At 67.5% G+C, this 24,912-nt stretch carries 22 protein-coding genes; 15 read left to right on the top strand and 7 right to left on the bottom strand.

Annotated features, from left to right (window positions below):
• Nucleotides 1-102: 102 nt before the first annotated feature.
• Entirely contained in the window at nt 103-2,211 is a 2,109-nt protein-coding gene (locus tag AC3A4T_RS23835; RefSeq protein WP_487677649.1) for a DEAD/DEAH box helicase, read from the bottom strand.
• A gap of 476 nt (nt 2,212-2,687) precedes the next feature.
• On the opposite strand from AC3A4T_RS23835, the gene AC3A4T_RS23830 reads away from it, so the two are divergent.
• Nucleotides 2,688-3,470: a DeoR/GlpR family DNA-binding transcription regulator gene (locus AC3A4T_RS23830; protein WP_487677648.1), complete on the top strand. Its 783-nt coding sequence runs from the start codon at nt 2,688-2,690 to the stop codon at nt 3,468-3,470.
• 271 nt (nt 3,471-3,741) lie between these two features.
• The gene (locus AC3A4T_RS23825) at nt 3,742-4,956 is read left to right on the top strand and encodes an MFS transporter (protein ID WP_487677647.1); all 1,215 of its coding nucleotides are present in this window, start codon (nt 3,742-3,744) and stop codon (nt 4,954-4,956) included.
• A gap of 23 nt (nt 4,957-4,979) precedes the next feature.
• Here the strand turns inward: AC3A4T_RS23825 and AC3A4T_RS23820 are convergent, their stop codons facing one another.
• On the bottom strand, nt 4,980-5,447 hold the full coding sequence (locus tag AC3A4T_RS23820) for a YaiI/YqxD family protein (protein ID WP_487677646.1): 468 nt from the start codon (nt 5,445-5,447) through the stop codon (nt 4,980-4,982).
• 271 nt (nt 5,448-5,718) lie between these two features.
• Here AC3A4T_RS23820 and AC3A4T_RS23815 point away from each other — a divergent pair, with 271 nt between their 5' ends.
• The 11 genes from AC3A4T_RS23815 (at nt 5,719) to AC3A4T_RS23765 (ending at nt 16,892) form a co-directional block, all read left to right on the top strand.
• Nucleotides 5,719-6,399 carry a glutathione S-transferase gene (locus AC3A4T_RS23815; protein WP_487677645.1) on the top strand — a complete coding sequence of 227 codons (681 nt, stop codon included), beginning with the start codon at nt 5,719-5,721 and terminating at the stop codon, nt 6,397-6,399.
• 127 nt (nt 6,400-6,526) lie between these two features.
• Nucleotides 6,527-8,089: a protein adenylyltransferase SelO gene (locus AC3A4T_RS23810; protein WP_487677644.1), complete on the top strand. Its 1,563-nt coding sequence runs from the start codon at nt 6,527-6,529 to the stop codon at nt 8,087-8,089.
• Between the two features lie 163 nt (nt 8,090-8,252).
• A complete protein-coding gene (locus AC3A4T_RS23805) occupies nt 8,253-9,122 on the top strand; it encodes a GNAT family N-acetyltransferase (protein ID WP_487677643.1) in 870 nt (289 codons plus the stop codon).
• Nucleotides 9,123-9,494: 372 nt separating this feature from the next.
• The gene (locus AC3A4T_RS23800; RefSeq protein ID WP_487677642.1) at nt 9,495-10,025 is read left to right on the top strand and encodes a hypothetical protein; all 531 of its coding nucleotides are present in this window, start codon (nt 9,495-9,497) and stop codon (nt 10,023-10,025) included.
• A 97-nt stretch (nt 10,026-10,122) separates the two neighbouring features.
• Nucleotides 10,123-12,024: an ATP-binding cassette domain-containing protein gene (locus AC3A4T_RS23795; RefSeq protein WP_487677641.1), complete on the top strand. Its 1,902-nt coding sequence runs from the start codon at nt 10,123-10,125 to the stop codon at nt 12,022-12,024.
• Between the two features lie 146 nt (nt 12,025-12,170).
• Nucleotides 12,171-12,335 (top strand): hypothetical protein, encoded by a 165-nt coding sequence (locus AC3A4T_RS23790; RefSeq protein ID WP_487677640.1) that lies wholly within the window; start codon nt 12,171-12,173, stop codon nt 12,333-12,335.
• 487 nt (nt 12,336-12,822) lie between these two features.
• Nucleotides 12,823-13,398 carry an SRPBCC domain-containing protein gene (locus tag AC3A4T_RS23785; RefSeq protein ID WP_487677639.1) on the top strand — a complete coding sequence of 192 codons (576 nt, stop codon included), beginning with the start codon at nt 12,823-12,825 and terminating at the stop codon, nt 13,396-13,398.
• Nucleotides 13,395-14,096: a helix-turn-helix domain-containing protein gene (locus tag AC3A4T_RS23780; RefSeq protein ID WP_487677638.1), complete on the top strand. Its 702-nt coding sequence runs from the start codon at nt 13,395-13,397 to the stop codon at nt 14,094-14,096. The genes AC3A4T_RS23785 and AC3A4T_RS23780 overlap by 4 nt, the downstream gene beginning before the upstream one ends.
• A gap of 41 nt (nt 14,097-14,137) precedes the next feature.
• Nucleotides 14,138-15,250 carry a hypothetical protein gene (locus tag AC3A4T_RS23775; RefSeq protein ID WP_487677637.1) on the top strand — a complete coding sequence of 371 codons (1,113 nt, stop codon included), beginning with the start codon at nt 14,138-14,140 and terminating at the stop codon, nt 15,248-15,250.
• Nucleotides 15,251-15,593: 343 nt separating this feature from the next.
• Nucleotides 15,594-16,181, top strand: a complete 588-nt coding sequence (gene thpR / locus AC3A4T_RS23770; protein WP_487677636.1) for an RNA 2',3'-cyclic phosphodiesterase — start codon at nt 15,594-15,596, stop codon at nt 16,179-16,181.
• Nucleotides 16,182-16,220: 39 nt separating this feature from the next.
• Nucleotides 16,221-16,892: a YdeI/OmpD-associated family protein gene (locus AC3A4T_RS23765; protein ID WP_487677635.1), complete on the top strand. Its 672-nt coding sequence runs from the start codon at nt 16,221-16,223 to the stop codon at nt 16,890-16,892.
• A gap of 504 nt (nt 16,893-17,396) precedes the next feature.
• On the opposite strand, the gene AC3A4T_RS23760 is transcribed toward AC3A4T_RS23765, so the two are convergent.
• The 5 genes from AC3A4T_RS23760 to AC3A4T_RS23740 form a co-directional block, all read right to left on the bottom strand.
• A complete protein-coding gene (locus tag AC3A4T_RS23760) occupies nt 17,397-18,776 on the bottom strand; it encodes an esterase-like activity of phytase family protein (RefSeq protein WP_487677634.1) in 1,380 nt (459 codons plus the stop codon).
• Between the two features lie 35 nt (nt 18,777-18,811).
• Nucleotides 18,812-19,780 (bottom strand): endonuclease/exonuclease/phosphatase family protein, encoded by a 969-nt coding sequence (locus AC3A4T_RS23755; RefSeq protein WP_487677633.1) that lies wholly within the window; start codon nt 19,778-19,780, stop codon nt 18,812-18,814.
• Nucleotides 19,777-20,196, bottom strand: coding sequence for a hypothetical protein (locus tag AC3A4T_RS23750; RefSeq protein ID WP_487677632.1), 420 nt, complete (start codon nt 20,194-20,196; stop codon nt 19,777-19,779). Before AC3A4T_RS23750 ends, AC3A4T_RS23755 begins: the two co-directional genes overlap by 4 nt.
• 407 nt (nt 20,197-20,603) lie before the next feature.
• Nucleotides 20,604-22,412, bottom strand: a complete 1,809-nt coding sequence (locus tag AC3A4T_RS23745; RefSeq protein ID WP_487677631.1) for a M14 family metallopeptidase — start codon at nt 22,410-22,412, stop codon at nt 20,604-20,606.
• Nucleotides 22,413-22,444: 32 nt separating this feature from the next.
• Nucleotides 22,445-23,089: a hypothetical protein gene (locus AC3A4T_RS23740; RefSeq protein WP_487677630.1), complete on the bottom strand. Its 645-nt coding sequence runs from the start codon at nt 23,087-23,089 to the stop codon at nt 22,445-22,447.
• Nucleotides 23,090-23,310: 221 nt separating this feature from the next.
• Here AC3A4T_RS23740 and AC3A4T_RS23735 point away from each other — a divergent pair, with 221 nt between their 5' ends.
• Entirely contained in the window at nt 23,311-23,937 is a 627-nt protein-coding gene (locus AC3A4T_RS23735; protein WP_487677629.1) for a glutathione S-transferase family protein, read from the top strand.
• A 56-nt stretch (nt 23,938-23,993) separates the two neighbouring features.
• On the top strand, nt 23,994-24,785 hold the full coding sequence (locus AC3A4T_RS23730; RefSeq protein ID WP_487677628.1) for a hypothetical protein: 792 nt from the start codon (nt 23,994-23,996) through the stop codon (nt 24,783-24,785).
• Nucleotides 24,786-24,912: the final 127 nt, after the last annotated feature.

The raw sequence follows: 24,912 nt of genomic DNA, 5'->3' as shown, positions 1-24,912 counted from the left end.
CCTTCGGACCACCTTCTCAGCCTTGCACTCCCTGCGGTCGCCGCGAGCGGGAGAAGGATTCATCATCGATCTTGATCTCGAATCTCGAATCTCGAACCAGAATCACCGCGGCTTGAACGGCTTCCTCGGCCCGGTGTGCGGACCGCGCGGGCCACCGGGGCCACCGGGGCCACCGGGGCCGCCCGGACGCGGGCCGCCGTGCGGCTTGTGGCCGCCCGGACGCGGCGCGCCCGGACCGGACGGACGGCGCGAGCGGCCGCCTTCGAGGTCGCCCGGCGCGGCGCGCTGGATGCGCAGCGGATGGCCGGACACGCGCACCTTCTTGAGGTGCTCCATCAGCTCGCGCGGCATGCCTTCGGGCAAGTCGACCAGGGTGTAGTCGTCGCGGATGTCGATGCGGCCGATGTAGCGGCTTTCCAGGTCGGCCTCGTTGGCGATCGCGCCGACGATGTTGCCCGGCTGCACGCCGTGGCTATGGCCGACTTCGATGCGGAAGGTCTCCATGCCGACATCGGACTCGCCGCGCGGCGCGCGCTCTTGCGGGCGCTCGTGCGAACGTTCCTGGCGCGGCGCCGGGGCTTCGTCGTCGAAGAAGGCTTCGGCGGCGTTGGTCGGGCGGGTGGCCGAGGGCGGGGTGTACTGGCGTTCTTCGTGACGCGGCGTCGGCGCGGCGCGCTCGTATTCGCGCGGCGGGCGCGGGTCGGCGCGGCGCGCGTCCGGGCGCGGTGCGTCCTGACGGTAGTCCTGGCGATGCGCGCCGGAGTTCGAGGCGTTGTCGCGCTCGTTGAACTTGCGCGTGGCCTGGCCGCGATGCTCGCGCGGGCCGTCGCGTTCTTCGCGTGCGTACTTCGGCTGCGCCGGCGGCGGGGTCAGCAGCAGCGGGTTGTCGCCCTGCACCAGCTTGGCCAGGGCCGCGGCGATCTCGACCGCGGGCACGTTCTTCTCGCGCTCGTAGCGTTCGACCATGTCGCGGAACAGGCTCAGGTCGCTGCTTTCCAGCGCGTCGCTGATCTTGCCGAGGAAGCGCGAAACGCGCTGCTCGTTGACCGTTTCCACGCTCGGCAGTTCCATCGGCTCGATCGGCTGACGGGTGGCGCGTTCGATCGCGCGCAGCATGCCGCGCTCGCGCGGGGTCACGAACAAGATCGCCTCGCCCTTGCGCCCGGCGCGGCCGGTGCGGCCGATGCGGTGGACGTAGCTTTCGGTGTCGTAGGGAATGTCGTAGTTCAGCACGTGGCTGATGCGGTCCACGTCGAGGCCGCGCGCGGCGACGTCGGTGGCGACCAGCACGTCGATCTTGCCGTCCTTGAGGTTCTGGATGGTCTTCTCGCGCTGCTGCTGCTGCACGTCGCCGTTGATCGCGGCGGCCGAAATGCCCCGGGCCGACAGCTTCTCGGCCAGTTCGTCGGTGCCCAGCTTGGTGCGCGCGAACACGATCATCGCGTCGAAGGATTCGGCCTCCAGGATGCGGGTCAGCGCGTCGAGCTTGTGCACGCCGCTGACCGACCAGTAACGCTGGCGGATGTTGGCGGCGGTGGTCGTGGTCGACTTGATCGCGATTTCGACCGGGTCTTTCAGATAGGTCTGGGCGATGCGCTTGATCTGCGACGGCATGGTCGCCGAGAACAACGCGACCTGGCGCGATTCTGGGGTCTTCTTGAGGACGTTCTCGACATCGTCAATGAAGCCCATGCGCAGCATTTCGTCGGCTTCGTCGAGCACCAGGCAACGCAGTTCGGACAGGTCCAGGGTGCCGCGATCGAGGTGATCGATCACCCGACCCGGCGTACCGACGACCACATGCACGCCGCGCTTGAGCGCCTGCAGCTGCGGGTAATAGCTCTGGCCGCCGTAGATCGGCAGCACGTGGAAGCCGGGCAGATGCACGGCGTATTTCTGGAACGCCTCGGCGACCTGGATCGCCAGTTCGCGGGTCGGTGCCAGCACCAGCGCCTGCGGCTTGAATTGCTTAGGGTCGATCTGGGCCAGGATCGGCAGCGCGAACGCGGCGGTCTTACCGGTGCCGGTCTGGGCCTGGCCGAGCAGGTCGCGGCCTTCCAGCAGCGGCGGAATGGTCGCGGCCTGGATCGGCGAGGGCGACTCGTAGCCGACGTCGGCCAGCGCGCGCAGCAGCGGCGCGGACAGGGCGAGGTCGGTGAATTTCGGAGTGGCGGGGGAGTCGGTGGGGGTATTGGGCATGTCGGCGCTCATGACGAGGCTCCAGCAGCGCCGGCAGGGCCGGTCGGGAAGACCGACCAGTTTACTCGCATGCGTGTGGAGCGAAGGCTCTTGCAGGCGGGGGAGTTCAGGCAAACAGCGGAATCGGGCGGTGCATGGAGGCGATTTGGCTGGGTTTCGGACGATGGTGGAGGCGGCCGCTGGGGCGTTATGCGCGCTGGACGCGCGCCATCCGGGCCGATTACTTGCGCGCGGCGGGCGTGCCCGATTCGCGATGATCGGCAAAAAACCGCTTGATTAATGCGACCGGCGCGGTGCTTTTCGGATGTCGCGAGGGCGTGTCGAATGAGCCTGTCGCTGCCTGTTCATCATTTTGGTCATCCGCGCTTATTCGTCTCGCCGGCCCTCCTGTGCCGGATCGGGCCGTTAAGCCTTGGCCCGTTTTCGTGCTTGCGCCGTTTGCACGATTGTGCACAATTGCACTCAATCAATAACGATTGAGTCCGGTCATGTCCGTCGAAGAACTGCTGCCGCAGCAGCGCCACCGCCTGATCCTCGAGCGATTGCTGGCCCAGGGCCGGGTGATTGCGGTCGATCTGGCGCGCGAACTGGAGGTCTCCCACGACACCATCCGCCGCGATCTGCGCGAAATGGCGGCCGCGGGCCAGTGCCGGCGCGTCTACGGCGGCGCCTTGCCGCTGGCGCCCGACAACGGGCCGATCGCGCTGCGTCAAACCCAGGCCCCGGGCCGCAAGGCCGCGCTGGCGCGCGCCGCGGTCGGGCTGATCGAACGCGGGCAGGTGATCTTTCTCGATGCTGGTTCGACCAACATCGCCATCGCTCAGGCCTTGCCGCAGGGCTACGGCCTGACCGTGGCGACCAATGCACCGGCGATCGCGGCCGTGCTGGCCCTGCGCGAGGACCTGCAGTTGATCGTGATCGGCGGCCGGGTCGATGCGCGGATCGGCGCGAGCCTGGGCCGGGTCGCGATCCGCGATGCGCAGGCGATCCGCAGCGACCTGTATTTCGTCGGTGTTTGCGGCGCGGATGCCCAGGCCGGCATCAGCGCGCTCGATTACGAGGACGCGCAGTTCAAGCAGGCGGTCGCGGCGGCCAGCCGCGCGGTGGTGGCGGTGGCGGCGGAGGAAAAGCTCGGCACCGCCGCGCCGTTCGCGGTCGCGGCGGCCGAGGATCTGGATGCGCTGGTGATCGAGCATGGCGCGGATGCGGCGCAGGCGCGCGCGTTCGAAGGCTTGGGCGTGCGGGTGGTGCGGGCAGAGGTGGTCGCGTGAGGCCGCTGCGCGATTTAACGGCCTAGAGGGTGAAGTCGCTCAGACACAAACTCGCTGCCGAATCCCTTTCGCAGTATCCCGGGCTGAGGCCTTCTTCCGATAAACGATTACCTAGCTGAAGCCCTGCCGCGAAAAGTGGCTTCGCACTCTTCAACCCAATCAATTCGAATCCCGCGATTCGATCCGCTATCGCGGCGCAGCGAGCAATCCACGACGCCCGCGGCTGCTCCCGCCCGATTCCCACCTCTCTGCCCCCGGAGTCCCGATCCCCATGAGCGAATCCGAGCCCCGCGCCGCCGTCCCCACGGCCGCCGCATCCGGCCACACACCCAGCGACGCATCGCGGCGCGCGCCGATCGGCGCGGTCGAGCGCCTGTCGACCCGCATCGCCTTCTTCATCGCCGGGCTGGCGATGGCCGCGTGGGCGCCGCTGGTGCCGTACGCCAAGGCGCGCACCGGCGTCGACGACGGCACTCTGGGCCTGTTGCTGCTCGCGCTGGGCGCCGGTTCGCTGGTGACCATGCCGCTGACCGGCGCGATCGCCGGCCGCTACGGTTGCCGCCGGGTGATCCTGTTCGCGAGCGCGGTGGTGTGCGCGACCTTGCCGCTGCTCGCGCATTTCTCCGATGTGCCGGCAATGGCGCTGACCTTGTTCGTGTTCGGCGCGGCGATCGGCACCATCGACGTAGCGATCAACATCCAGGCAGTGATCGTCGAAAAAGCCAGCGGCCGCGCGTTGATGTCGGGCTTCCACGGCTTCTTCAGCGTCGGCGGCATCGCCGGCGCGGGCCTGGTCAGCGCGATGCTGTGGTGGCAGGTCACGCCGTTGAACGCGGCGCTGAGCGTGGCGGTGTTGCTCGCATTGTTGATGCTGTTCGGCGGCCGCGGCCTGCTGCGCTATGGCGACGACAGCCACGGCGGCGGTTCGATGTTCGTGTTGCCGCACGGCATCGTGATCCTGCTCGGCGCGCTGTGTTTCATCGTGTTCCTGGCCGAGGGCGCGATGCTCGACTGGAGCGCGCTGCTGCTGGTGTCGCAGCGCGCGGTGGACGCGAGCGTGGCCGGCATCGGCTATGCGGTGTTCGCCGCGGCGATGACCATCGGCCGCTTCAACGGCGATCGCATCGTCCAGCGGTTCGGTCCGCGGCCGATCCTGGCGGTGGGCGGTGCTTGCGCGGCGGCTGGGTTTCTTCTCGCCGCGTTGGTTCCTTCGGCGGCGACCACGCTGATCGGCTTCGCGCTCGTCGGCTTCGGCTGTTCCAACATCGTGCCGGTGCTGTTCACCGCCGCCGGCAATCAGAAGGCGATGCCGTCGGGCCCGGCGATCTCGGCGATCAGCACCTTGGGTTATGCCGGCATTCTGACCGGCCCGGCCGGGATCGGCTGGATCGCCAAGATCAGCAGCCTGCCGCTGGCGTTCGTGGTGTTGGGCCTGGCCTTGATCGCGGTCGCGGCCAGCGCGCGGATCGTCGCGGCCAAGCGCTGAACCAGTGTGGCGCGGCGCGACGCTTAGCGCGGGCGTCGCGCCAGCCAGCGGTCGAGTTGCGCGGCGAAGGCTTGCCGGTCACGCGCGTTAAACGCCGGCGGGCCGCCGGTCTGGATGCCGGCGCCGCGCAGTTCTTCCATGAAATTTCGCACCGACAAGCGCTCGGCGATGTTGTCGCGGGTATACAGATCGCCGCGCGGGTTGAGCGCGACCGCGCCTTTTTCCAGCGCAAGCGAGGCCAGCGGAATGTCCTGGGTCACCACCAGATCGCCGGCCGCGAGCCGCTGCACGATTTCGTTGTCGGCCGAATCCAGCCCGCCGAGTACCTGGATGGCGCGGATGAAACGCGAGGGCGGCGTGCGCAGCCATTGATTCGCGACCAGGGTCAACGGCAACTGCGCGCGTTCGGCGGCGCGGAACAGGATCTCCTTGATCACCACCGGGCAGGCATCGGCGTCGACCCAGATCTGCGGCGAGGCGTTGTCGGTCATGGCGTGGCGAAGCCGGTGTTGTGCGGGCGAGGCCGGCAGTGTGAACGCGTTGACCGGGCGCGTCATCCGTTGGAGTTGTTGGCGGACTGCCGCGAATCGAGCGCGGGAAACCTCATCCGATGCGATCGCTGCTGTGTGCGTTCGCTTCATCCGGGGCGCGATGCGGGCGTTCGTTCCGCGCTTGCGTTAAACCCGTTGCGGCCGGTTGCCATCACGGCCGCTGCCGCGAATCCCCGCTACCATGCCGCATCGCCCACGCCGGACGCGCCTCATGATCAAGGTCCATCACCTCAACAATTCCCGCTCGCAGCGCGTGCTGTGGCTGCTGGAGGAACTGGAGCTGCCGTACGAGGTGATCCGCTACCAGCGCGATCCCAAGACCATGCTCGCGCCGAAGGAATTGCGGGCGATCCATCCGCTGGGCAAATCGCCGGTGGTCGAACTCGACGGTCAGGTGCTGGCCGAATCGGCGGCGATCATCGAGACCCTGACCGAACGCTACGACAGCGAGCATCGGGTGTCGCCGCCACTGCAGCCGCTGGAGGGCGAGGAGCGCATGCGCTATCGCTATTGGCTGCATTACGCCGAGGGTTCGGCGATGCCGCCGTTGCTGCTCAGCCTGGTGTTCTCGCGGCTCAAACAGGCGCCGATGCCGTTCTTCGTCAAGCCGGTGGCGCGCGGCATCGCCGACAAGGCACTGTCCTCGTTCGTCGGGCCGCAGTTGAAGCTGCATCTGGACTACATCGAAAGCGAACTGGGCCAGCGCGCGTGGTTCGCCGGCGATCGTTTCACCGCGGCCGACATCCAGATGAGCTTTCCGGTCGAAGCGGCGATGGCGCGGGCGAAGGACGGCCAGCGTCCGCGCATGCAGGCCTTCGTCGAACGCATCCAGGCCCGGCCGGCCTACCAGCGCGCGTTGGAGAAGGGCGGGCCGTATTCGTTGCTGAGCTGAGTTGGTTCAACTGAGGCCATTTCGGCAGCGATCCATCCACGCGCGGCGACTTGGATTGCCGGGTTCGCGCACCCATTGAAGCGGTGCCGTCGCTTCGACGGGTTTCGCCATCGGCTTTCAGGTCAGCATGCACGCACTGCGATTCGACAACGCCTTCGTCCGCGAACTGCCCGGCGACCCGGACACCGCGCCCGGCATCCGTCAGGTGCATGGCGCCTTGTACTCGCGGGTCGAACCCACGCCGGTACAGGCGCCGCGGGTGCTGGCGTATTCGGCCGAGATGGCCGCGACCCTCGGCCTCGACGCCGAGGACGTCGCCAGCGATACCTTCGCCGCGGTATTCGGCGGCAATGTGCTGCTGGACGGAATGGAGCCGTACGCGGCCAATTACGGCGGCCACCAGTTCGGCCAGTGGGCCGGGCAACTCGGCGACGGCCGCGCGATCTCGCTCGGCGAAACCGTCAACGCGACCGGCGAGCGCTGGGAACTGCAGCTCAAGGGCGCCGGCCCGACCCCGTACTCGCGCAGCGCCGACGGTCGCGCGGTGCTGCGTTCGTCGGTACGCGAGTTCCTGTGCAGCGAAGCCATGCATCACCTCGGCGTGCCGACCACGCGCGCGCTGAGCCTGGTCGGCACCGGCGAGTCGGTGGTCCGCGACATGTTCTACGACGGCCATCCGCAGGCCGAGCCCGGCGCGATCGTGTGCCGGGTCGCGCCGTCGTTCATCCGCTTCGGCAATTTCGAACTGCCGGCCTCGCGCGGCGAAGACGAAGTGCTGCGGCAATTGCTCGATTTCTGCATCCGTCGCGATTTTCCGCATCTGTCGGGCGAAGGCGAGGCGCTGTACGCGCGTTGGTTCACCGAGGTATGCGAGCGCACCGCGACGTTGATGGCGCACTGGCAGCGGGTCGGCTTCGTGCATGGGGTGATGAACACCGATAACTTGTCCATCCTCGGCCTGACCATCGATTACGGTCCGTATGGCTGGGTCGACAATTACGATCCGGACTGGACGCCTAACACTACCGATGCCAGCCGTCGCCGCTATCGCTTCGGCCAGCAGCCGCAGGTGGCCTACTGGAATTTGAGTCGTTTGGCCGGGGCGTTGTCGCCGTTGATCGCGGTCGAGTTGCTGCAAGACGGGTTGCGTCGTTTCGTCGAGGCTTACAACGAGGCCGAGCGCGACAGCATCGCGCGCAAGCTCGGCCTGCGCGAATGCAGCGACGCCGATGTCGCGCTGATGCAGGAATTGCGCGAGTGGATGCAGGCGCATGAGGTCGATATGACGATCTTCTTCCGGGCGTTGGCCTCGGTCGAGGTCGAGCAAGTGGCGCCCGATCCGGGTGTGTTCGCCGATGCGTATTACGACCCGGACAAGGCCGGCGCGGGCGAGCCGGCCTTGCGCGCGTGGCTGGCGCGTTACGCCGCGCGCGTGCGCGCGGATGCGAGCCCGGCGGCGGAGCGGATCGCGCGCATGAACGCGGCGAACCCGCGTTACGTGCTGCGCAATTATCTGGCCCAGCAGGCGATCGACCGGGCCGAGCAGGGCGATTTCGACGGCATCACCGAGTTGCTGGAGGTGATGCGCCGGCCTTATCAGGATCAACCCGGTCGCGAAGCGTTCGCGGCGAAGCGGCCGGATTGGGCGCGGGAGAAGGCGGGGTGTTCGATGTTGTCCTGCAGTTCTTGAGTTGGGGGTTTGGGTGGTAGCGGTCGAGTGGTAATGGCCGCGGAAGGTTGCGTCGTGGTTGTGGTGTCGCGGTCACGGCTTGCGCCGCCCCTACAGTCGCCTTCGTGAAGGGGCGCCGCGTTTCGTACACTCTGAGCGACCTCAGCCAACTACGATCCGCTGCATGAAATCCGCACCGAGCCTGCGCGTGCTCAGCCACCGCGATACCGATCTTCACGCCGCGTACTGCGATTACGTCGCGCAGGTCTTCACCCAGGCCGACTTCCGCCGTTGGTGCGAATGGGGGCAGTGGAACGAGGACTACCTCGCGTTCTGCGTGTTCCTGGACGGACGCGTGGTCGCCAATGCCTCGGCGATGCGCATGCGGCTGGTGATCGAGGGCGCGCACATCGACGGCTGGCAGTTCGGCGCGGTCGGTTGCCTGCCGGACCTGCGTGGGCATGGCCTTGCCCGCTTGGCGATGCAGGCGGCGCTGGCGCATTGCGGCGATCAACCGGTGTTGCTGTTCGCCAACGACAGCGTGCTCGATTTTTACCCGCGTTTCGGTTTTACGCCCGCGCCGCAGAGCCTGTTCGCGCTCGACTGGCAGGCGCGGCCCGAGTCCGCGCAGGCGCCGGTGCTCGATCTGGCCGATCCGGCGGTACGCGCGGCGTTCCTGCGCGCCGCCGCGTCGGCGCGGCCGCTCAGCCAGCGCTTCGGCGCGCGCGACTACGGCCGCACCGCGACCTGGTATGCCGCCAACGGCTACGCCAGCCCGCTACGACGGCTGGACGAGGATGTCTGGGTGTTCGCCCAGGCCGAGGACGGGGTGCTGACGATCGAGGACGCGTTCGCCGCGGCGCCGGTCGATTGGCCGGCCGCGATCGGGCGATTGATCGACCAGCCGATTCGCGAGCTGCGGTTCGGCTTCACTCCGGGACGCGACTGGCCGCGGGCACGGGTGCTTGGCGAGGAGGCCGATGCCAGCCTGTTCGTGCGCAATCTCGCGCTGCCGGCGTCGCCGAGCCGATTTCCGCTGCTGGCGCGGACCTGAGTCTGGCCGGCGCGGTCGTTCCTGCAGATGCGGCCCGCGGCCGCGGTACCGGTGGTTGCGGCCATCGCGGCAACCGCCGGGCAGAGCGCCGGAGCGATCCTCAGACCGGGGCGAAGCCCTTGCTGGTCTTCTTTTCGTTCTTCTCGGTGCGCTTTTCCTTCATGGTCTTGGCCGGTTTCTTCTTGGTTTCCTTCTTGCGGTCCATGCCCTTGCTCATGACGTTTTCCTCGTTGAATGACGGTGCGGCGCGGCGGATGCCGGGCGCCTGGACGCAGTATGCGCCCGAGCAGGCGTTCGTGTGAGTGGACGACGGTCGCCGGCCTTCGCGGCGCGGGCTAATCTGCCGGCTCGGCGGCAAGCCAGGGCGAGGGCATGAGCAAGAACAAGAACACGGTGATCAAGAACAGAGTCGTCGATTTCGAGTCGTTGTCCGCCCGGATCGAGAAAATCCGGGCCGCGCCGGACGGTCGCAGTTTCGAAATCGATCTGGTCGCAATCACCCATCCGTCCGGGCAGCGGGACTGTTTCCTGTGCGGGTTTCCGTTGCGGGACAGCAGCGGGCTGGTCGAGGATGCGACGCCGATCTGTATCGATTGTTCGTACTCGTACGTAACCGCGCCCGATTACGGACCGGCGCTCGCGCAGTTCAGGCTGCGCGTGGAAAACGCCAATCGGCAGGCGCAGATGCTGTCGGTCGCGATGAATAACCGCCAAGCCATCGATGCGGCGATGCTTTCGGCCTTGGTCGTGGCCCTGCCCTTGAGTGAGGTGGAGTTCTATCTCGGGCTGCCGAAGGAAGACCTCACCAGTCTCGATTACGGCCTGGAAGTGGCCCGTTGGCGGGTGGCCGGCGCCGAATTCGAGCTTTGGTTTCAAACCCAGGTCTGCATATCGGTGAAGTAGTTTCACCGTTCCGTCGCCTGGCCGGTGGGTCGCGGTCGCGGCGTCCGCCCTGGAATCGGCCCGACGCCGGAGCGGCAGCGCCTGATACCATGGGCGGATGCCTTTGATCACTGTCCAAAACGTCGACTACAGCGTCGGCGGCCCGCTCCTGCTCGAAAACGTCGAATTGTCCATCGAACCGGGCGAACGCATCGCCCTGATCGGTCGCAACGGCGCGGGCAAGTCCACGCTCATGAAACTGCTCGCCGGCGAAATCCACGCCGACGACGGCGAGATTCGCCGCGAAGGCAACGTCCGCATCGCCCGGCTCGAACAGGAGGTCCCGCCCGGCGCGACCGGCACCGTGTTCGATGTGGTCGCCGACGGTCTGGGCGAACTCGGCCACTGGCTGGCCGAATACCACCACCTCACCCACGCCGACACCTACGACGCCGATGCGGTCGCCGACGTGCAGACCAAGATCGAGGCCGCCAACGGCTGGGGCCTGGACCAGCGCGTCACCGAGACCCTGGAGCGCCTGAGCCTGGACGGCGAAGGCCTGTTCTCCGGCCTGTCGGGCGGCATGAAGCGGCGCGTGCTGCTGGCGCGCGCGCTGGTGTCGTCGCCGGACCTGCTGCTGCTCGACGAACCGACCAACCACCTCGACATCGAAGCCATCGACTGGCTCGAACAGTTCCTCAAGTCCTGGCAGGGCGCGCTGCTGTTCGTGACCCACGACCGGCGCTTCTTGCGCGCGCTGGCGACCCGAATCGTCGAAATCGACCGCGGTCAGGTCACCAGCTGGCCCGGCGACTGGAATAATTACGTGCGTCGCCGCGAGGAGCGGCTGCACGCCGAGTCGCAGGAGAACGCGCGTTTCGACAAGCTGCTGGCGCAGGAGGAAGTGTGGATCCGCCAGGGCATCAAGGCCCGCCGCACCCGCGACGAAGGCCGCGTGCGCCGGCTCAAGGCGATGCGCAACGAACGTCAGGCGCGGCGCGACACGGTCGGCAACGTGCGCATGGAATTCGCCCAGTCCGAAGCCTCCGGGCGCAAGGTCGTGGAAGCCAAGGACGTGTCGTTCGATTACGGCGGGCGGATCATGCTCGACAACATCTCGACCACGATCTTCCGCGGCGACCGGATCGGCCTGATCGGCCCCAACGGCAGCGGCAAGACCACCTTGCTCAAGGTCCTGCTGGGCGACCTGCAGCCGACCGCCGGCGAAGTGCGCGAAGGCAGCAAGCTGCAGATCGCGTATTTCGATCAGTACCGCGCGACTCTGCGCGAGGACTGGAACGCGATCGAGAACGTCGCCGAGGGCCGCGAATACGTCGAGGTCGGCGGCAAGCAGAAGCACATCATCGGCTACCTGCAGGATTTCCTGTTCACGCCCGAACGCGCGCGCGCGCCGATCACCCGATTGTCCGGCGGCGAGCGTAACCGCCTGCTGCTGGCCAAGCTGTTCGCCCAGCCGTCCAACCTGATGGTGATGGACGAACCGACCAACGACCTGGACGTGGAAACGCTGGAGCTGCTGGAAGAGTTGCTCGGCGACTATCCGGGCACTTTGCTGTTGGTCAGCCACGATCGTGACTTCCTCGACAACGTGGTCACCTCGACCCTGGTGATGGAAGGCAACGGCCGGGTCGGCGAATACGTCGGCGGCTACAGCGACTGGTTGCGGCAGCGACCGGTGGCGTCGATCGGCGCCAGCAAGGGCACTCTGGTCGCCAAGGGCGCCGGGGCGAAATCCGAACCCGAACCGGTGGCGCCGACGCCGGTGGTGCCGGCCGCGCCCAAGCGCAAGCTCAGCTACAAGGACGCGCGTGAGCTGGAGCAGTTGCCGTTGAAGATCGAACAACTGGAAACCCGGTTGGCCGAAATGACCGCGCAGATGAATCAGCCGGCGTTCTATCAACGCGATGCGGCGGCGATCAATGCGCATAACGCGACCTTGGCGCAGACGCAGGTCGAGCTGGATGCGGCGTTTGCGCGTTGGGCGGAGTTGGATGGGTGAGGGTGGCGGCGCGGCTTTGTTCGCGCTGTGTTGTCGTGGATCGTTGCCGCGGAAGGTGGGAATGACTAGGTCCGGGTTTGCAAGAACCCGCTGATCTTTCGGAACGTCATTCCCGCGAAGGCGGGAATCCAGGGCTTCACCGCGGCATGACTCTGAAGTCTCTGGATCCCCGCCTGCGCGGGCATGACGAGCTGAAGGTCGCCGCGATCTTCGAAAGTCGCCGCGACCTTCCGCCCGCGTTCTGCGTTTGGCACTGCAAAAGCCCGCTGATCTTTCAGAACGTCATTCCCGCGAAGGCGGGAATCCAGTGACTTTGTTCGTCACTTGCAGGTGGCATATAGCGCGGGTGATTGACGCAAAGCCACTGGATTCCCGCGTTCGCGGGAATGACGGTAGTGAGAGGTGCGTTGACCTGCGTTGTTTATGGCCTGAGTCCCTCCAAGCCGTCATCCCCGCGAAGGCGGGGATCCAGGGCTTCACCGCGGCATGACTCTGAAGTCTCTGGATCCCCGCTTTCGCGGGGATGACGGTGGTGGGTGCCTGGGTTCTACCTGCGGCCGATTCTTCGGTCGATACGCCACCGCGAACGACATCCCACGCTATCGCTTCGACGCGCAGCAATCGCATCGTGCGGCTACGACCCCGGCCAGGGCTGGCCGCCCTGGCGTTCGCGGACGCGCGAGCCTGTGGCTCGCGAGCGCGTCCGCTCACCCCAACTTCCGTCCCTTGCGGCCCTTGCGACCTCGGTCCTTAATCGACCCATGAGGCCCCGAACCGGGCCGGCGCGGGAGAACGGCGATGGCTCGAATCACAACCACGGCAGCCCTGGCGGCCGGCCTGTTCGCGGTGTGCACGACCGCGCCGGCCGCGGTCAAGGATGTCGCCGCGAACGGGTTCACGATCGAGAACGAACAGATGGTGCCGGTCGATCCCGCCACCGCGTGGAAAGCGCTGGTCGGCGAGGTCGATCGCTGGTGGCCCAAGGACCACACCTGGTGGGGCGCCGGGTCCACCCTGAGCATCGACCCGCGCGCCGGCGGCTGTTTCTGCGAGATCGGCCGCGACGGCAAGCAGCAGGCGCTGCACATGACCGTGTCCTTCGTCGATCCCGGCAAGACCCTGCGCCTGCTCGGCGGGCTCGGCCCATTGCAGGGCATGGGCCTGAGCGGGGCGATGGAATTCCGGCTCGCGCCGGCCGCACAAGGCGGCACCCGCATCATCTTGTTCTACCGCGCCGGTGGTTATACCCCGGACGATCTGAGCAAGTTCGTGCCGGTGATCGACAAGGTCCAGGGCCTGCAACTGGCCGGGCTCGCCGATCACCTGCGCAAGTCGGCGGACGCGTCCAAACCGAAGGCGGACGCGACTCCATGAGCGACGGCGCCTACCGCACCCGCCACGAACGCGGCGCGACCCTGGCGACCCATCGCCATCGCGCGCCGTACGCGGCGCTGGTGCTGGACGGCGATTACACCGAATCCAGTCTCGACGGCCCGCTGCCGTGCCGGCCGGGCACGCTGGTGTTGCATCCGGCCTATCACGCCCACGGCGATCGCTTCGGTCGGCTCGGTGCGAGCGCGTTGAATATCGAACTGCCCGAGACCGCATTCGAACTCGCCGCCAGCGCCTGGCAAGTGCACGACCTGCGCGAGGCCAGCGAAGTGTTCGCGCGCTGCCCGCAACGACTGCCCGAACTGCTGGCGATCGCCACACCGCAGCCCGCGGCGGAACAACCCGACTGGCAGCCCGCGCTATTGCGCGCGATGGCCGACAGCGACGACGACATCGCCGTGCTCGCGCGCCGCCTGGGCGTGTCGGCCGAACACGCCAGCCGCGCGCTCGGCCGCAGCTACGGCATGTCGCCGCGCGCGTTGCGGCGCGAAGCGCGCTGGCGCCGCGCCTTGCACCTGCTCGCGGGCAAGGAGTCGCTGGTCGATATCGCCGCCGCGGCCGGTTTCGCCGACCAGAGCCATCTGCACCGCGTCGTCGTCGCCCATGCCGGCTGCACCCCGGTGCAGTTGCGGCGACAGATCAAGTACGTACAAGACCAGCGGCCCGCGCTCGCCGCCTAATGACTCCAACGCGCCGCCCGGCGCCCACGGAGCCTCCCCCCATGAATCGCTTGTTGCCCGTTGTCACCACATTGCCGGTGCTGATGGCCTGGGTCGTCGGCGGTTCGGCCGCGACCCTGCCGCCGCGCGACAGCGGCCCGGAAGCCGCCAAGGCGGTCAGCGATGCGCTCGGCGCGGTGCTGCGCGCCGACGTGCCGACCGCGCTGACGGTGTTGAAGGCCGCGCCGGCCGAGCAATTCAATCCGAAGGACGCGACTTTCCGCGGCTGCATGCTGGCCCGCCACGACCGTCGCGCGCCGCCGTATTTGGCCGATACCACCACCGATCCGCTGGCGCGGCAGGTGCTGGAGATCTACCAGCGCTATTGGTGGCATGCGGTCCGCGATCCGGCCGCGCGTCCGGCCTTGGATGCGAAATTGAAGGCCGAACTGGCCGCATTGACCGGCCAGCCGCCGCCGGCCGACGGCGACGACACCTTCGATGCGATGGTCGAACCGCTCAACGTCGAACTGCGCAAGCGCGGCTTCCATCCGCTGCAGGGCCGCACGCCGCCGCTGTACGACCTGTTCCTGTGGGGCAAGCAGGACGAACGCGATTACACCGTCGACCTGCCCGGCGGCGAGCGACAACCGGTGCGGGTGTTCCTGATGGACGACTGGCTCAGCCGTGGCTGGAGCCATCACACCGCCTGCGGCGCCACCGGCGCGGCCGGATGGGTCCAGCCCGAAGGGTTGTATGCGGTGCGTTCGTCCTACGGCGACCTCAAGGGCGAAGATTTCAAGGTCAGCTTTCTCGGCCACGAGGCCCAGCATTTCGCCGACATGAAGCGCTGGCCGGACATGCCGTCGTGGACCTTGGAATACCGCGCCAAACTGGTCGAACTGGCCAGGGCCGACGACACCCGGATCAAGCTGCTGGACAAGTTCTACCGCAGCCAGGACGACGAACCCGATCATCCGCATCCCTATGCCAACAAGCGGGTGATCGCGGTGGTGACGAGCCGGCTGGGTCTAGCGGCGGATGCCGATCTGCGCAAGGCCGATCCTGCCGCGGTGCGCAAGGCGGCGAGGGAGGTGTTGATCGAGGACACGCGCAAGCGCGAAGCGGAAACGCCGGCGGTTGCCGCGCCGAAGGCGGACAAACCGGCGCAATGAAGTTGCGCATGAATCAGTGTCGGGAATGGGCGGGATGAGTCGATGTGCTGAGTCGACGTGGTGAACTGGAGTGTGATGAATCGCGCCGCATCATCGATGCCTTCCGAGATCGCCGGGAGTTTGCGGCTGCGAACTCCCGGGTTTTCGATCTCGCCGACGTCGATCAGCGCTTCGCGCCCGGCAGCGGCGGCGCTTCGCTAGTCGAGGTCGAAGCCCAAGGTCTCGTGGGAGGGGCTTCAGCCCAGACGCTTTTCGCTCCGATCGCGCCGAAATCTCCATCCTTCGGCCAAAGATGACCGCAACGCCTGCGCGGCCCCCACGCCCGCGCAGGTAAACTTCGCCCATGCACCAGGACTCCCTGTTCGGCGCCGCGCCGGCCGCTCCAAGCGACATACACCGCCTGTTCTTCGCGTTGTTGCCCGACGAGGCAGCGCGCGAGCGCATAGCGAACGCAGCCGGCGACATCCACACCCGCCACAATGGCGGCGGCCGCCTGATCGGCGCGCATCGCTATCACCTGACCTTGCAGTTCCTCGGTGATGCCCACGAATTCCAGGCCGAGCGCGCGCACGCGGCGCAGGCCGCGGCCGCCGACGTGGTCGCGGACGCGTTCGAGCTGCGGCTGGATCGCGCCGGCAGTTTCCGCAATCGCTCGATCCCGTGGTGGCTGGGGTGCGAACAGACGCCGGCCGGCTTGCAGGCCTTGTTCGATCGGCTCGGCGTCGCCCTGGCCAAGCGCGGCGTGCGGGTCGAAGGCGGCCACAGCCTGACCCCGCACGTGACCATCGTGCGCGACGCGGCCGCGCCGCTGCATCCGCCGATCGCGATCGACGCGATCGACTGGTGGGTCGCCGATTTCGCCCTGATCCACAGCCAACTCGGTACGCGCAACGCCTACACCGTGCTGGGGCAGTGGTCGCTGGCCGAGTGAGCGGAGCAGAATAGGGCGGTATTCGCACCGCAGGCCGCCATGAGCCAGATCGATCCGCGCATCGACGCCTACATCGCCCAGGCCGCGCCGTTCGCGCAGCCGATCCTCGAACATCTGCGCGCCGTCGTCCATGCGGCCTGTCCGCAAGTCGAGGAAACGATCAAGTGGGGCATGCCGAGTTTCGTCTACGGCGGCAAGATCCTGTGCGGCATGGGCGCGTTCAAGCAGCACGCGACCTTCGGTTTCTGGCAGGGCGCGAGCGTGGTCGGCGCGTCGCCGGAACGCAGCCGCGAGGCGATGGGCCAGTTCGGCCGTCTGACCAAGGTCGGCGATCTGCCGGGCAAGCGCGAGCTGTCGAAACTGCTCAAGCAGGCGATGGCTTTGATCGATGCCGGGGGCAAGAAGAGCGCCGGCAAGGCCGCGGCGAGCAAGTCCCCGGCGGGTCGGACTTCGACGAGTGATGTTCCCGCGAGCAAGACCCGCGCGCCCAAACCACCGGTGGTGATCCCCGACGACTTGGCCGCGGCCTTCAAGAAAAACGCCAAGGCGCGCGCTACTTATGCCGCGTTTTCGGTCAGCCAGCAGCGCGAGTACGTGGAGTGGATCGAGAGCGCCAGGCGCGAGCAGACTCGCAGCGGTCGCGTCGCTCAGGCGGTTGAGTGGATGGCCGAGGGCAAGATTCGCAATTGGAAGTATGTGGCGAAGAAGTAGCTTGCTGGGCGTTTGATCCGGTGGTTGTGTGGCGGGTGGTTGCGGCCGTGTTGGTGCGACTGTTGCGGGTGATTGCGATGGAGCTTTGGCTCACGTGGCTCGCTGAAAGCCGCATGTTGTCGATGCGCGACGCGCAGACTTGATCCCGATCCCGATCCCGATCCCGATCCCGATCCCGAATCCGAATCCGAATCCGAATCCGAATCCGAATCCGAATCCGAATCCGAATCCGATCTCCCAAGGATGCGCCGTCAATTCGCCCCCTTTGAAAAAGGGGGGCTGGCGCCCGGCGTTGCCGGTAGAAGCGAAATGGGTGCGTGCGCCGGGGGATTTGCTTTTGCTTTTCCTCAACCACAGCGCAGAGCAAAAGCAAAAGCAAATCCCCCCTAGCCCCCCTTTTTCAAAGGGGGGAACTGTTGCGTCGAGGCGGGGGTAGCACGCTAGAAGTAGAGGTGGAAGTAGACGTATGCGATAGCCGCAGGCGTAAACGCAGGCGCCTCGACCTCAGCGCCGAAAATCCACCGCGAACGCGATCAGCGTGCCCGGAATGCGGCTCATGCCGCTCGGGCAATCGCCATCCAACGCCACCTGCGCGCGTTCGCCGCTGCTACGGTTCACGCACACTTCGAACTGCTCGCCGGCGCCGGTCTGGGTCACGCTGTAATCGTTGTCGCTGCCGATCAGGACCAGGTGCTTGCCGTTGCGCAGGCGCGGACCGATCGCCAGGCCTTCCAACTTTTCCGGGATATCGCGCGCGCCCGCGCCGCGCAGCGCGGCGAGGATGTCGAGCTCGGGCGCCTTGGCCACTGGCCGCACGTCGGCGGGCAGGTCGTTGCTGCCGGCCAGCGAACGCTGGGCGACGTTGCTCGCGCCGCGCAGCGAGATGCGGTACACGCGCTTGTGCAGCGGCGCGGCGGTGACCTCGACGCCGAGGCCGCGGTTGTCGCGTTCGAGCACCAGGAACTCGCGGTCGCTGAGCGCATGGATCGCGCTCAGGCCGATGCTGCGGCCCTGATTGGTCGCGGAGAAATCATCATCGCTGGACGGGTCGATCGCGTTCAACGCAGCGATCGGCTCAAGCTGATACACATACTGCGCCTGCGAACGGCCGCTGCGCGCATCGAACTCGACGATGCGCACATTGCGGCTGCGTCGGCCGTCGTTGCTCGCGCCGTCCTGGGTCAGCGGGTCCTGCATCACCGCGTACAACTTGTCGCCCGAGGCGTTGAAGGTCAGGCCTTCGAAACCGCGGTTGTCCTGGCGGCCGCTGACGACCGATTTGCGGTCGCCGACATAATCGAGTGCGCCGGTCGTGGTGCGCGGCAACAGGTTGTCGGGCGTGGCGAACGCACGCAGAAAACGGCCGTTCGGGGCGAACTCGTACACGCTCGGCCCGTATTCGTCGGCGACGTAGAAATGGCCGTTGCGGCCGATCGCGAACCCTTCCGGATCGAAGCTCATGCCGAGCTTGGTGGCATCGCCGTTGAGCAGCAGCGGATTGAGGCCGTTGAAGGTCTCGCCGCGGCCTGCGTTGAACAGAATGGTCTTGTCGACGACGGGCTGGCCGATCCGGCCGCTGCGCCGATCGAACGGAATGCGCAGACGCTGCACGCGGGTGGCGTAGTCGATCACGCCGCCGCCGGGGCCGCGGTCGGACAGTGCATACCAATAGCCGTCGCGCGGGTTGTAAGTGAGATCGGAATAGAAACCGAAACGGTTGAGATTGGCCTGGTCAGGCGTGCCCGGCGGCAGACGCACCGCGTCGCGCGTGGTCGCCGGCGTTTCTTCGATATCGGTCAGGGTCCACTGCGCGGCGGACGCGTGGCCGGCGAACGCGGGCGCGGCGCAGGCGAGCAGCACGGCGGTGAGAACGGAACGGATCATGCGGGGCTCCAGGCGCAACGGGGGAGCCCGCCACGCTAGGGCGGCGATATGTCAGTTCGGTGACGAAGTGAGCTGAAGCCCGAAATCGGGCGCAGCCGGACGTACAGTCCGAAATGGTCCGACGCCCAGATTCCGTCGCGCGCCTGATTCAGGACGATGCGCGCTTCGAGCAGATCGAAACCCGCCGGATCATAGAAAATATGGTCTATGCGCTGCGCGGGCAGATAGGCCGGGTTGAGCGTGGTGCTGCGCGCCGCATCCTTGGCGAGGTCGGGGTGCGCCTGTGCGTAGGCATCGCGATAGCGCGCGGCGAGCGCCTTGAGTTCGGGCGAATCGGCATCGCTGTTGAAATCGCCGGCGATGATGACCTCGCTCGGGGGGCGGGTGCCGTCGAGGGTATCGTGCGGCGGGCTGGTGCCGTCGATGAAGTCGAGCAGACTGGCGATCTGACGCTGGCGGATCGCGCCGCCGTCGCGCTCGTTATGCAGATGAGTGGCGTAGAACGCCACGCCGTTATGCATCGTATCGAATACGAACCGCGCATACGCGGCGGTGCGGTAATCGCTCAAGGGTTCGAGCTTGCGCATGTCGCGCGTCATGGTCGGTTGTTTGGACAGGATCGCATTGCCGTAGCGGCGCTCGGCCTGTGGCGGATCGACCGACACGAAGCGCACTTGGTAACCGATCGCTTCGGCGAGATCCTCGGCCTGATTGCGCAGGCCTGGACGCTGCAGCACTTCCTGCAGCGCGATCAGGTCGGGTTTCAGGCGCTGGATTTCCTCGACGATCAGCGCGCGGCGTTTCGGCCAGTCGCCCTTGTCGTGCCATAGGTTGAGGGTCAGCACGCCGATTTGCGCGCCCGGGTCCTCGCTCGGCGGCGGAGATTGCGACGGCGGCGCGGCCATCGCGAAAGCGGCGAATGCGAACAACGTCGCGGCCAGCGTGGTGCGGGCCAGCTGTCGCGTGGCGCTGGTCGTCGTGCGTCTGGATCCGATCGGGTTCATGGCGAAGGAAACTCCGCGCAGCCCAGGTATTGCTGATCGCCGACTTGCAGGATCACGCTGGCCGGGTAATCGCGATCGCTCATGCCGTCGCTGCATTGTTCGCGCTTGTAGGTCAGCGAGACCGCGGTGCCGTCGCGGGTGTCGCCGGCGAAGCCGTTGCTTTCCTCGATCACCGTGGCCTGGGGAACCTCGAGCTGGCGCTGGCCGTAATCGAGCTGCAGCGAGATCTTCGGTTGCGCGCCGGCGTTGACTTCGGCGACCCAGCCAGGCTCGGTGCCGATAGCGCGCAGGGCCAAGCCGGATGCTACGGGGGCCGCGGTGGCGGGTTTCGGCGCTGCGGTCGATGGGGTTTTATCGGCGCAGGCAGCGAGCAGCAGCGCGGGCAGGGTACACAGCGGGATCAGGCGCGAATGCATGCGGTGGCTCTCGGTGGTCGGGACGCTGGGGCAGGATAACGCGAGGGGTGTCGGGCGGCGTGTAGGGCGATGTTTGCGGGTTGCGCGATGTGGCGGGGAGGTTTGTCGTCGGCGGGGTTTCGCGGTCGCGGCTCACGCCGCTCCTACAGGGGGGACTTCATTGAACGAAGGCGACTGTAGGAGCGGCGCGAGCCGCGACCGCGAAACGTGGCTTGCCTCGACGGCATGAGGTCGCGATCGCCACCGCGATCGAATCGGATCCCGTGGCGCGCCGCTTGCACAGGCCGCGGCTGTGTTGTGTCGTTACGCAAAGAAAAACGCGCGAAGCCGGAGCTTCGCGCGTTCAGGGCATGCCGCGTTCGCCGCGCAAAAATCGGCGCGACAGCGATTTCAGCGTTGCACCGACCTCAGCGCGGAACCGACTCTATACGCAGCACCGGATACTGGTTGTAACGCGTATCCCACGCCGAATGCTTGCGATAGAAGAAATCCAGACGCTGCTGCGGACTCTTGGCGAAAGCCGGATCTTGCAGTTTGGCGTCGAATTCGGCCTTGACCTTCGGGTCCTTGAGCATCTCGCGGGCCACGTCCTCGGCGACGTAGTCCTCCATGTATTCCTTGCGTTCGAAGGCGTTGTTGAACTCGCCCCATGCGGCCAGCGAATCGGGCGCCAGCGGTTCCAGGATCGCCATCGCCAGTCGCGCCTTGGGCTGGGCGATCGGCACGAACAGCGCGCCGGCGACCAGGTCCTGCGGTTCGGATTTCCACGCGCCGGTCAAGGTCGCGCGCTGATGGCCTTCGACCGAGGTCGCGGCGAATTCGGCCTTGTCGGCGCGGAAGCTCTGCACCGGCGCTTGCTTGAGCGCGTGATCGAGGCGGCGATAGCTCACCCCGTGTTGATCGAGCTTGGTAGCGACCCAGGCCGCTTGCGCGGCCGGCACCAGATAGCCGCCTCGCGGCGCGTCGACCACGCGGCTGGGCTGGATGTCGTACTTCAGCGGGATGTTCCAGATCTGCGGCTTGGTTTCGTCGTAACGGGTCATCAACGCGCCGGACACGTCCGACGGCGTGCGCGTGTAGGCGTAACCGCGGAACGCGACGGTGCGGGTCTTGTCGCTGGCCTTGTAGTCCAGCGCGACCGGCTGGCCGCCCAGCGACTGCGCGCGCTTGTCGGCGGCGAGCGCCTGTTCGCGCCACTGCGCGCCGTTGGCGGCGATCAGTTCGAGCAGGTCGACGATGGTGTTGCGGGTGATCCGCACGCGGGTCGGGTAGTCCTTCCACGAATGGGTTTCGACCAGCATGGCCAGGCGATTGCGCAGCAGGAAATAGCCGTGCGAGAAACGCGGCGGCGGCACGCTGTCCTCGAAGCCGGAAGTCGGATCGTCGGATTCGACGAACGAGGGGTAGTACGACAACGGCAGCGAGCCCTGGGTCGACAAGCGTTCGATCACGCCGTCGCGCCATGCGGTGCCGGCCGCGCGCAGCGCTTCGTCGCCGGCATGCACCGGCTCGACCTGGATCGAGACGTCGTGTTCGAACTTGGCGCCGTCGGTGACGTGCAGGTCGACGTAGGCCAGCGGGTCCCAGCGTTCGACCAGCTTGAGCATGGCCTGCATTTCGGGCGCATCGGCCTTGAGATAATCGCGGTTGAGGTTGTAGTTCTGCGCGGTGGTGCGCCAGCCCATTTCCTCCGGGCCGCGCTGGTTGGGACGGTTCCAGCGGCCGAAGCGTTCGTGGCCGTCGATGTTGAACACCGGCACGAACAGCAGCACCTGCTTGTCCAGCGCGTCCTTCGCCGCTTCGCCGTCGAGGATCTGGCGCAGGGCCAGGAAGCCCGCGTCCTTGCCGTCGATTTCGCCCGAATGGATGCCGCCCTGGATCAGCGTCACCGGCAACTGTTTCGCCTGCGCCTGTTGCGGGGTGAACGCGCCGCTGCGGGTCGCGATCAGCATCTTCATCGGCCGGCCTTCGGGCGTGGTGCCGAAATCCTCGCAGCGCACCGCGTCGGGATAGCGCTGGGCGAACGCCTTGCACAGCGCCACGACTTCGTCGTAGCGGCCGGTCTTCACGAAACCGCTGCGCTCGGACACGGTGCTCAGCGCCTGCGGCGCGGCGGCGGTGGCGACGGGCGCGATGAGCGCGGTGGTCAGCGCGAGACACAGCGCGGCGGTGGCGTGCGGCGTGGCGAGGGACAGCGGCGAGCGGGTGTGGGTCATTGCGGACATCCAGCGAGCGGAAAGGGGATCGATCAATCGAGATTGCAGGTCAGGCCGGCGCAGGTGCGGGTGTTGAAGTCGTAGATCACCGAGGGGCCGAGTTCGCCGGTCGGACGCGGCACCCCGCGCGGCACGTAGAACTTGGCTGCATGCGCGCCGTACAGGCCGCTCGGGATGCGATACGGCTTAAGCACCACGTAGGCGTTGTGCATCGCGAACGCGGACGAATCGCCACGCGCGTCGCCGGGTTTCTGGGTGACCAGCCATTCGTTCCTGTCGCTGTTGCGCGCCTCGCGCAGATAGCCCTCGCGCACGCCAAGCGCGAGCCCGGCTTCGCCGCCGGGTCGGGTGTCGGGCGGTTCGATCGGGACGATCGGGACGATCGGCACCACCGGTTCGGAGCCGCGTGGCGGCGTCGCGCGGCGCGCGTCGGCGGCCGTCCGCGTCGGTGCGGACGCAACGCCGCTTTGCCCGCCCGTGTTCCGCGCGGCCGGGTGTTGCGCGACCGGCGTCGAGCGGTCGGGCGGGGCCACGTTGTCGGTGGGCGGCGGCGTCTGCGCGGGCTTGTCGTCGGCCGGACGCGAGGCGTATTCGAATGCGCGGTTGATCGAATCGCAGCCGGCGATCATCAGGCTAAGGCCGGCGATCAGCAGCAGACGGGGCAGGCGTGGCGACATGGCAGCGGTTCCTGAGCGAGGGCATGCGCGCGGTCGGCGACGGGCGCGCGGCGTGGGCTAATTTACGGGATCGCGCCTCGCCGCGCCTGTGCAGCATCAGCGCTGCTGCCAACGGGTGACAGCAGTCATACCGCGATAGCGCATCGCCTCGCTGCCGCGCCGCCGGCGATCGCCTAGACTTGCGCATCGCCTCGCGCTTCGAATCGTCCGGACGGCCCCGCATGTACGCTTTGTATTACTCACCCGGCACCGCCAGCCTCGTGGTGCACTGGTTGCTGATCGAGATGGATCTGGCCCACGAACTGCGCGAGGTCGACATCGACGCGCGCGATCACAAGCGCGCCGAGTACCTGGCGCTCAATCCCAACGGCGTGGTGCCGACCCTGATCGTCGACGGCGAGCCGCGCTACGAGGCCGCGGCGTTGGCGATGTACCTGGCCGATCGCCATCCCGAGGCCGGTTTGGCGCCGGGCGTCGCCGATCCGCAGCGCGCGCAGTACAACCAGTGGATGTTCAACCTGACCAACACCCTGCAGGCGCCGCTGCGGTTGTGGTGGTATCCCTCCGATCTGCAGGCCGACGACGAGGCGGTGCGGCTCGGCGCGCAGGCGCGGATCGAGGCCGCCTGCGAGCGGCTCGACGCGCAACTGGCGCAGCACGGCCCCTACCTGCTCGGCGAGCGCCTGAGCGTCGCCGATTTCTACCTGACCATGCTGATGCGCTGGACCCGCAAGATGCCCCGGCCGGCGCACGACTGGCCGCATCTGGGCGCGTTCGCCCGGCGCATGAAGGCGCGTCCGGGGTTCGCCACGCTGTATCAGCGCGAAGGCTTGAGCGAATGGGCGTGAGCGGGGCGCGGATGCCTGGTTGGTTGCGCATGAGCAGGGGCGAGGATCGGATGGCTATGAAGAAGACGACCGCTGCGTCATCGCGTGCGAACGTCACGACGACGCCGCGCGACGGCGGTCTCAGGCGTCGGGCGGCCGCATTCGCGATCACCGTGGCGATCGTGTGCGCGGCAAGCCTGCCGATGGCGGTCGCGGCCGGCACGGCCACCAAAGTGGCGCCCGCGAAGGCCGGCGCGGCTTCAATCGGCACCAAAGTCGGCGGCCTGAGCCCGGCCGAATGGACCGTGCGCTGGTGGCGCTGGGCTCACAGCTTCGACGATGGCCAGCGGCCGTATCAGGACCCCGACGGCAGCCGTTGCGCCTTGGGCCAGGACGAAGACGGCCCGGTCTGGTTCCTGGCCGGCACCGACGGCCGCTCCGAGGTCCGGCGTCGCTGTCAGGTGCCGGCGGGCAAGCACCTGCTGGTGCCGGTCATCAATATGTACTTCCATGCGCCGCGTATCGGCGAGTACGCGCACAGTTGCGATCAGGTCAAGGCGCAGGTCATGGTCAACAACGACGCCCTGGTCAGCGCGGTGGTCGTGCTCGACGGCAAGGCGCTGCCGCGGCCCGCGCGGCTGACCTCGCGCTGTTTCGATCCCTTTCCCGAGGGCGACGAAGAAGACCGCAAGCATCCCGGCCCCTATCACGCCGCCGCCGACGGCTACTGGCTGCTGTTGCCGCCGCTGGCGCCGGGCAAGCACCATCTGGTGATCGGCGCCAACTACGGCAACGACGGCGACGCGGACTTCGGCCGGATGATCCAGAACTTCGAATACGAACTGCAGATCGGCGAGCCGGCGATCTGATCGGCTGAATGGGCGGCTCGCCCTGGCGCCTGCCCGGGCCAAGCCGGGCGCGCGGCCGATCGGTTAGGCTGTCGGGCTGGACCGCCCCGGCCCTGTTGCGTCCGCGCCTTGCGCGGGGCGATGCCGC

Source organism: Lysobacter sp. Soil_N_51 (assembly GCF_057655755.1).
The sequence above is the reverse complement of the archived record's forward strand: the minus strand, read 5'-3'. Positions and strand labels throughout refer to the sequence as shown.

Excerpts from the sequence above, each read along its gene's own strand:
- AC3A4T_RS23835 (WP_487677649.1), bottom strand. The coding sequence starts at position 2,211 with ATGAGCGCCGACATGCCCAATACCCCCACCGACTCCCCCGCCACTCCG.
- AC3A4T_RS23830 (WP_487677648.1), top strand. The coding sequence starts at position 2,688 with ATGTCCGTCGAAGAACTGCTGCCGCAGCAGCGCCACCGCCTGATCCTC.
- AC3A4T_RS23825 (WP_487677647.1), top strand. The coding sequence starts at position 3,742 with ATGAGCGAATCCGAGCCCCGCGCCGCCGTCCCCACGGCCGCCGCATCC.
- AC3A4T_RS23820 (WP_487677646.1), bottom strand. The coding sequence starts at position 5,447 with ATGACCGACAACGCCTCGCCGCAGATCTGGGTCGACGCCGATGCCTGC.
- AC3A4T_RS23815 (WP_487677645.1), top strand. The coding sequence starts at position 5,719 with ATGATCAAGGTCCATCACCTCAACAATTCCCGCTCGCAGCGCGTGCTG.
- AC3A4T_RS23810 (WP_487677644.1), top strand. The coding sequence starts at position 6,527 with ATGCACGCACTGCGATTCGACAACGCCTTCGTCCGCGAACTGCCCGGC.
- AC3A4T_RS23805 (WP_487677643.1), top strand. The coding sequence starts at position 8,253 with ATGAAATCCGCACCGAGCCTGCGCGTGCTCAGCCACCGCGATACCGAT.
- AC3A4T_RS23800 (WP_487677642.1), top strand. The coding sequence starts at position 9,495 with ATGAGCAAGAACAAGAACACGGTGATCAAGAACAGAGTCGTCGATTTC.
- AC3A4T_RS23795 (WP_487677641.1), top strand. The coding sequence starts at position 10,123 with ATGCCTTTGATCACTGTCCAAAACGTCGACTACAGCGTCGGCGGCCCG.
- AC3A4T_RS23790 (WP_487677640.1), top strand. The coding sequence starts at position 12,171 with ATGACTCTGAAGTCTCTGGATCCCCGCCTGCGCGGGCATGACGAGCTG.
- AC3A4T_RS23785 (WP_487677639.1), top strand. The coding sequence starts at position 12,823 with ATGGCTCGAATCACAACCACGGCAGCCCTGGCGGCCGGCCTGTTCGCG.
- AC3A4T_RS23780 (WP_487677638.1), top strand. The coding sequence starts at position 13,395 with ATGAGCGACGGCGCCTACCGCACCCGCCACGAACGCGGCGCGACCCTG.
- AC3A4T_RS23775 (WP_487677637.1), top strand. The coding sequence starts at position 14,138 with ATGAATCGCTTGTTGCCCGTTGTCACCACATTGCCGGTGCTGATGGCC.
- thpR (WP_487677636.1), top strand. The coding sequence starts at position 15,594 with ATGCACCAGGACTCCCTGTTCGGCGCCGCGCCGGCCGCTCCAAGCGAC.
- AC3A4T_RS23765 (WP_487677635.1), top strand. The coding sequence starts at position 16,221 with ATGAGCCAGATCGATCCGCGCATCGACGCCTACATCGCCCAGGCCGCG.
- AC3A4T_RS23760 (WP_487677634.1), bottom strand. The coding sequence starts at position 18,776 with ATGATCCGTTCCGTTCTCACCGCCGTGCTGCTCGCCTGCGCCGCGCCC.
- AC3A4T_RS23755 (WP_487677633.1), bottom strand. The coding sequence starts at position 19,780 with ATGAACCCGATCGGATCCAGACGCACGACGACCAGCGCCACGCGACAG.
- AC3A4T_RS23750 (WP_487677632.1), bottom strand. The coding sequence starts at position 20,196 with ATGCATTCGCGCCTGATCCCGCTGTGTACCCTGCCCGCGCTGCTGCTC.
- AC3A4T_RS23745 (WP_487677631.1), bottom strand. The coding sequence starts at position 22,412 with ATGACCCACACCCGCTCGCCGCTGTCCCTCGCCACGCCGCACGCCACC.
- AC3A4T_RS23740 (WP_487677630.1), bottom strand. The coding sequence starts at position 23,089 with ATGTCGCCACGCCTGCCCCGTCTGCTGCTGATCGCCGGCCTTAGCCTG.
- AC3A4T_RS23735 (WP_487677629.1), top strand. The coding sequence starts at position 23,311 with ATGTACGCTTTGTATTACTCACCCGGCACCGCCAGCCTCGTGGTGCAC.
- AC3A4T_RS23730 (WP_487677628.1), top strand. The coding sequence starts at position 23,994 with ATGAAGAAGACGACCGCTGCGTCATCGCGTGCGAACGTCACGACGACG.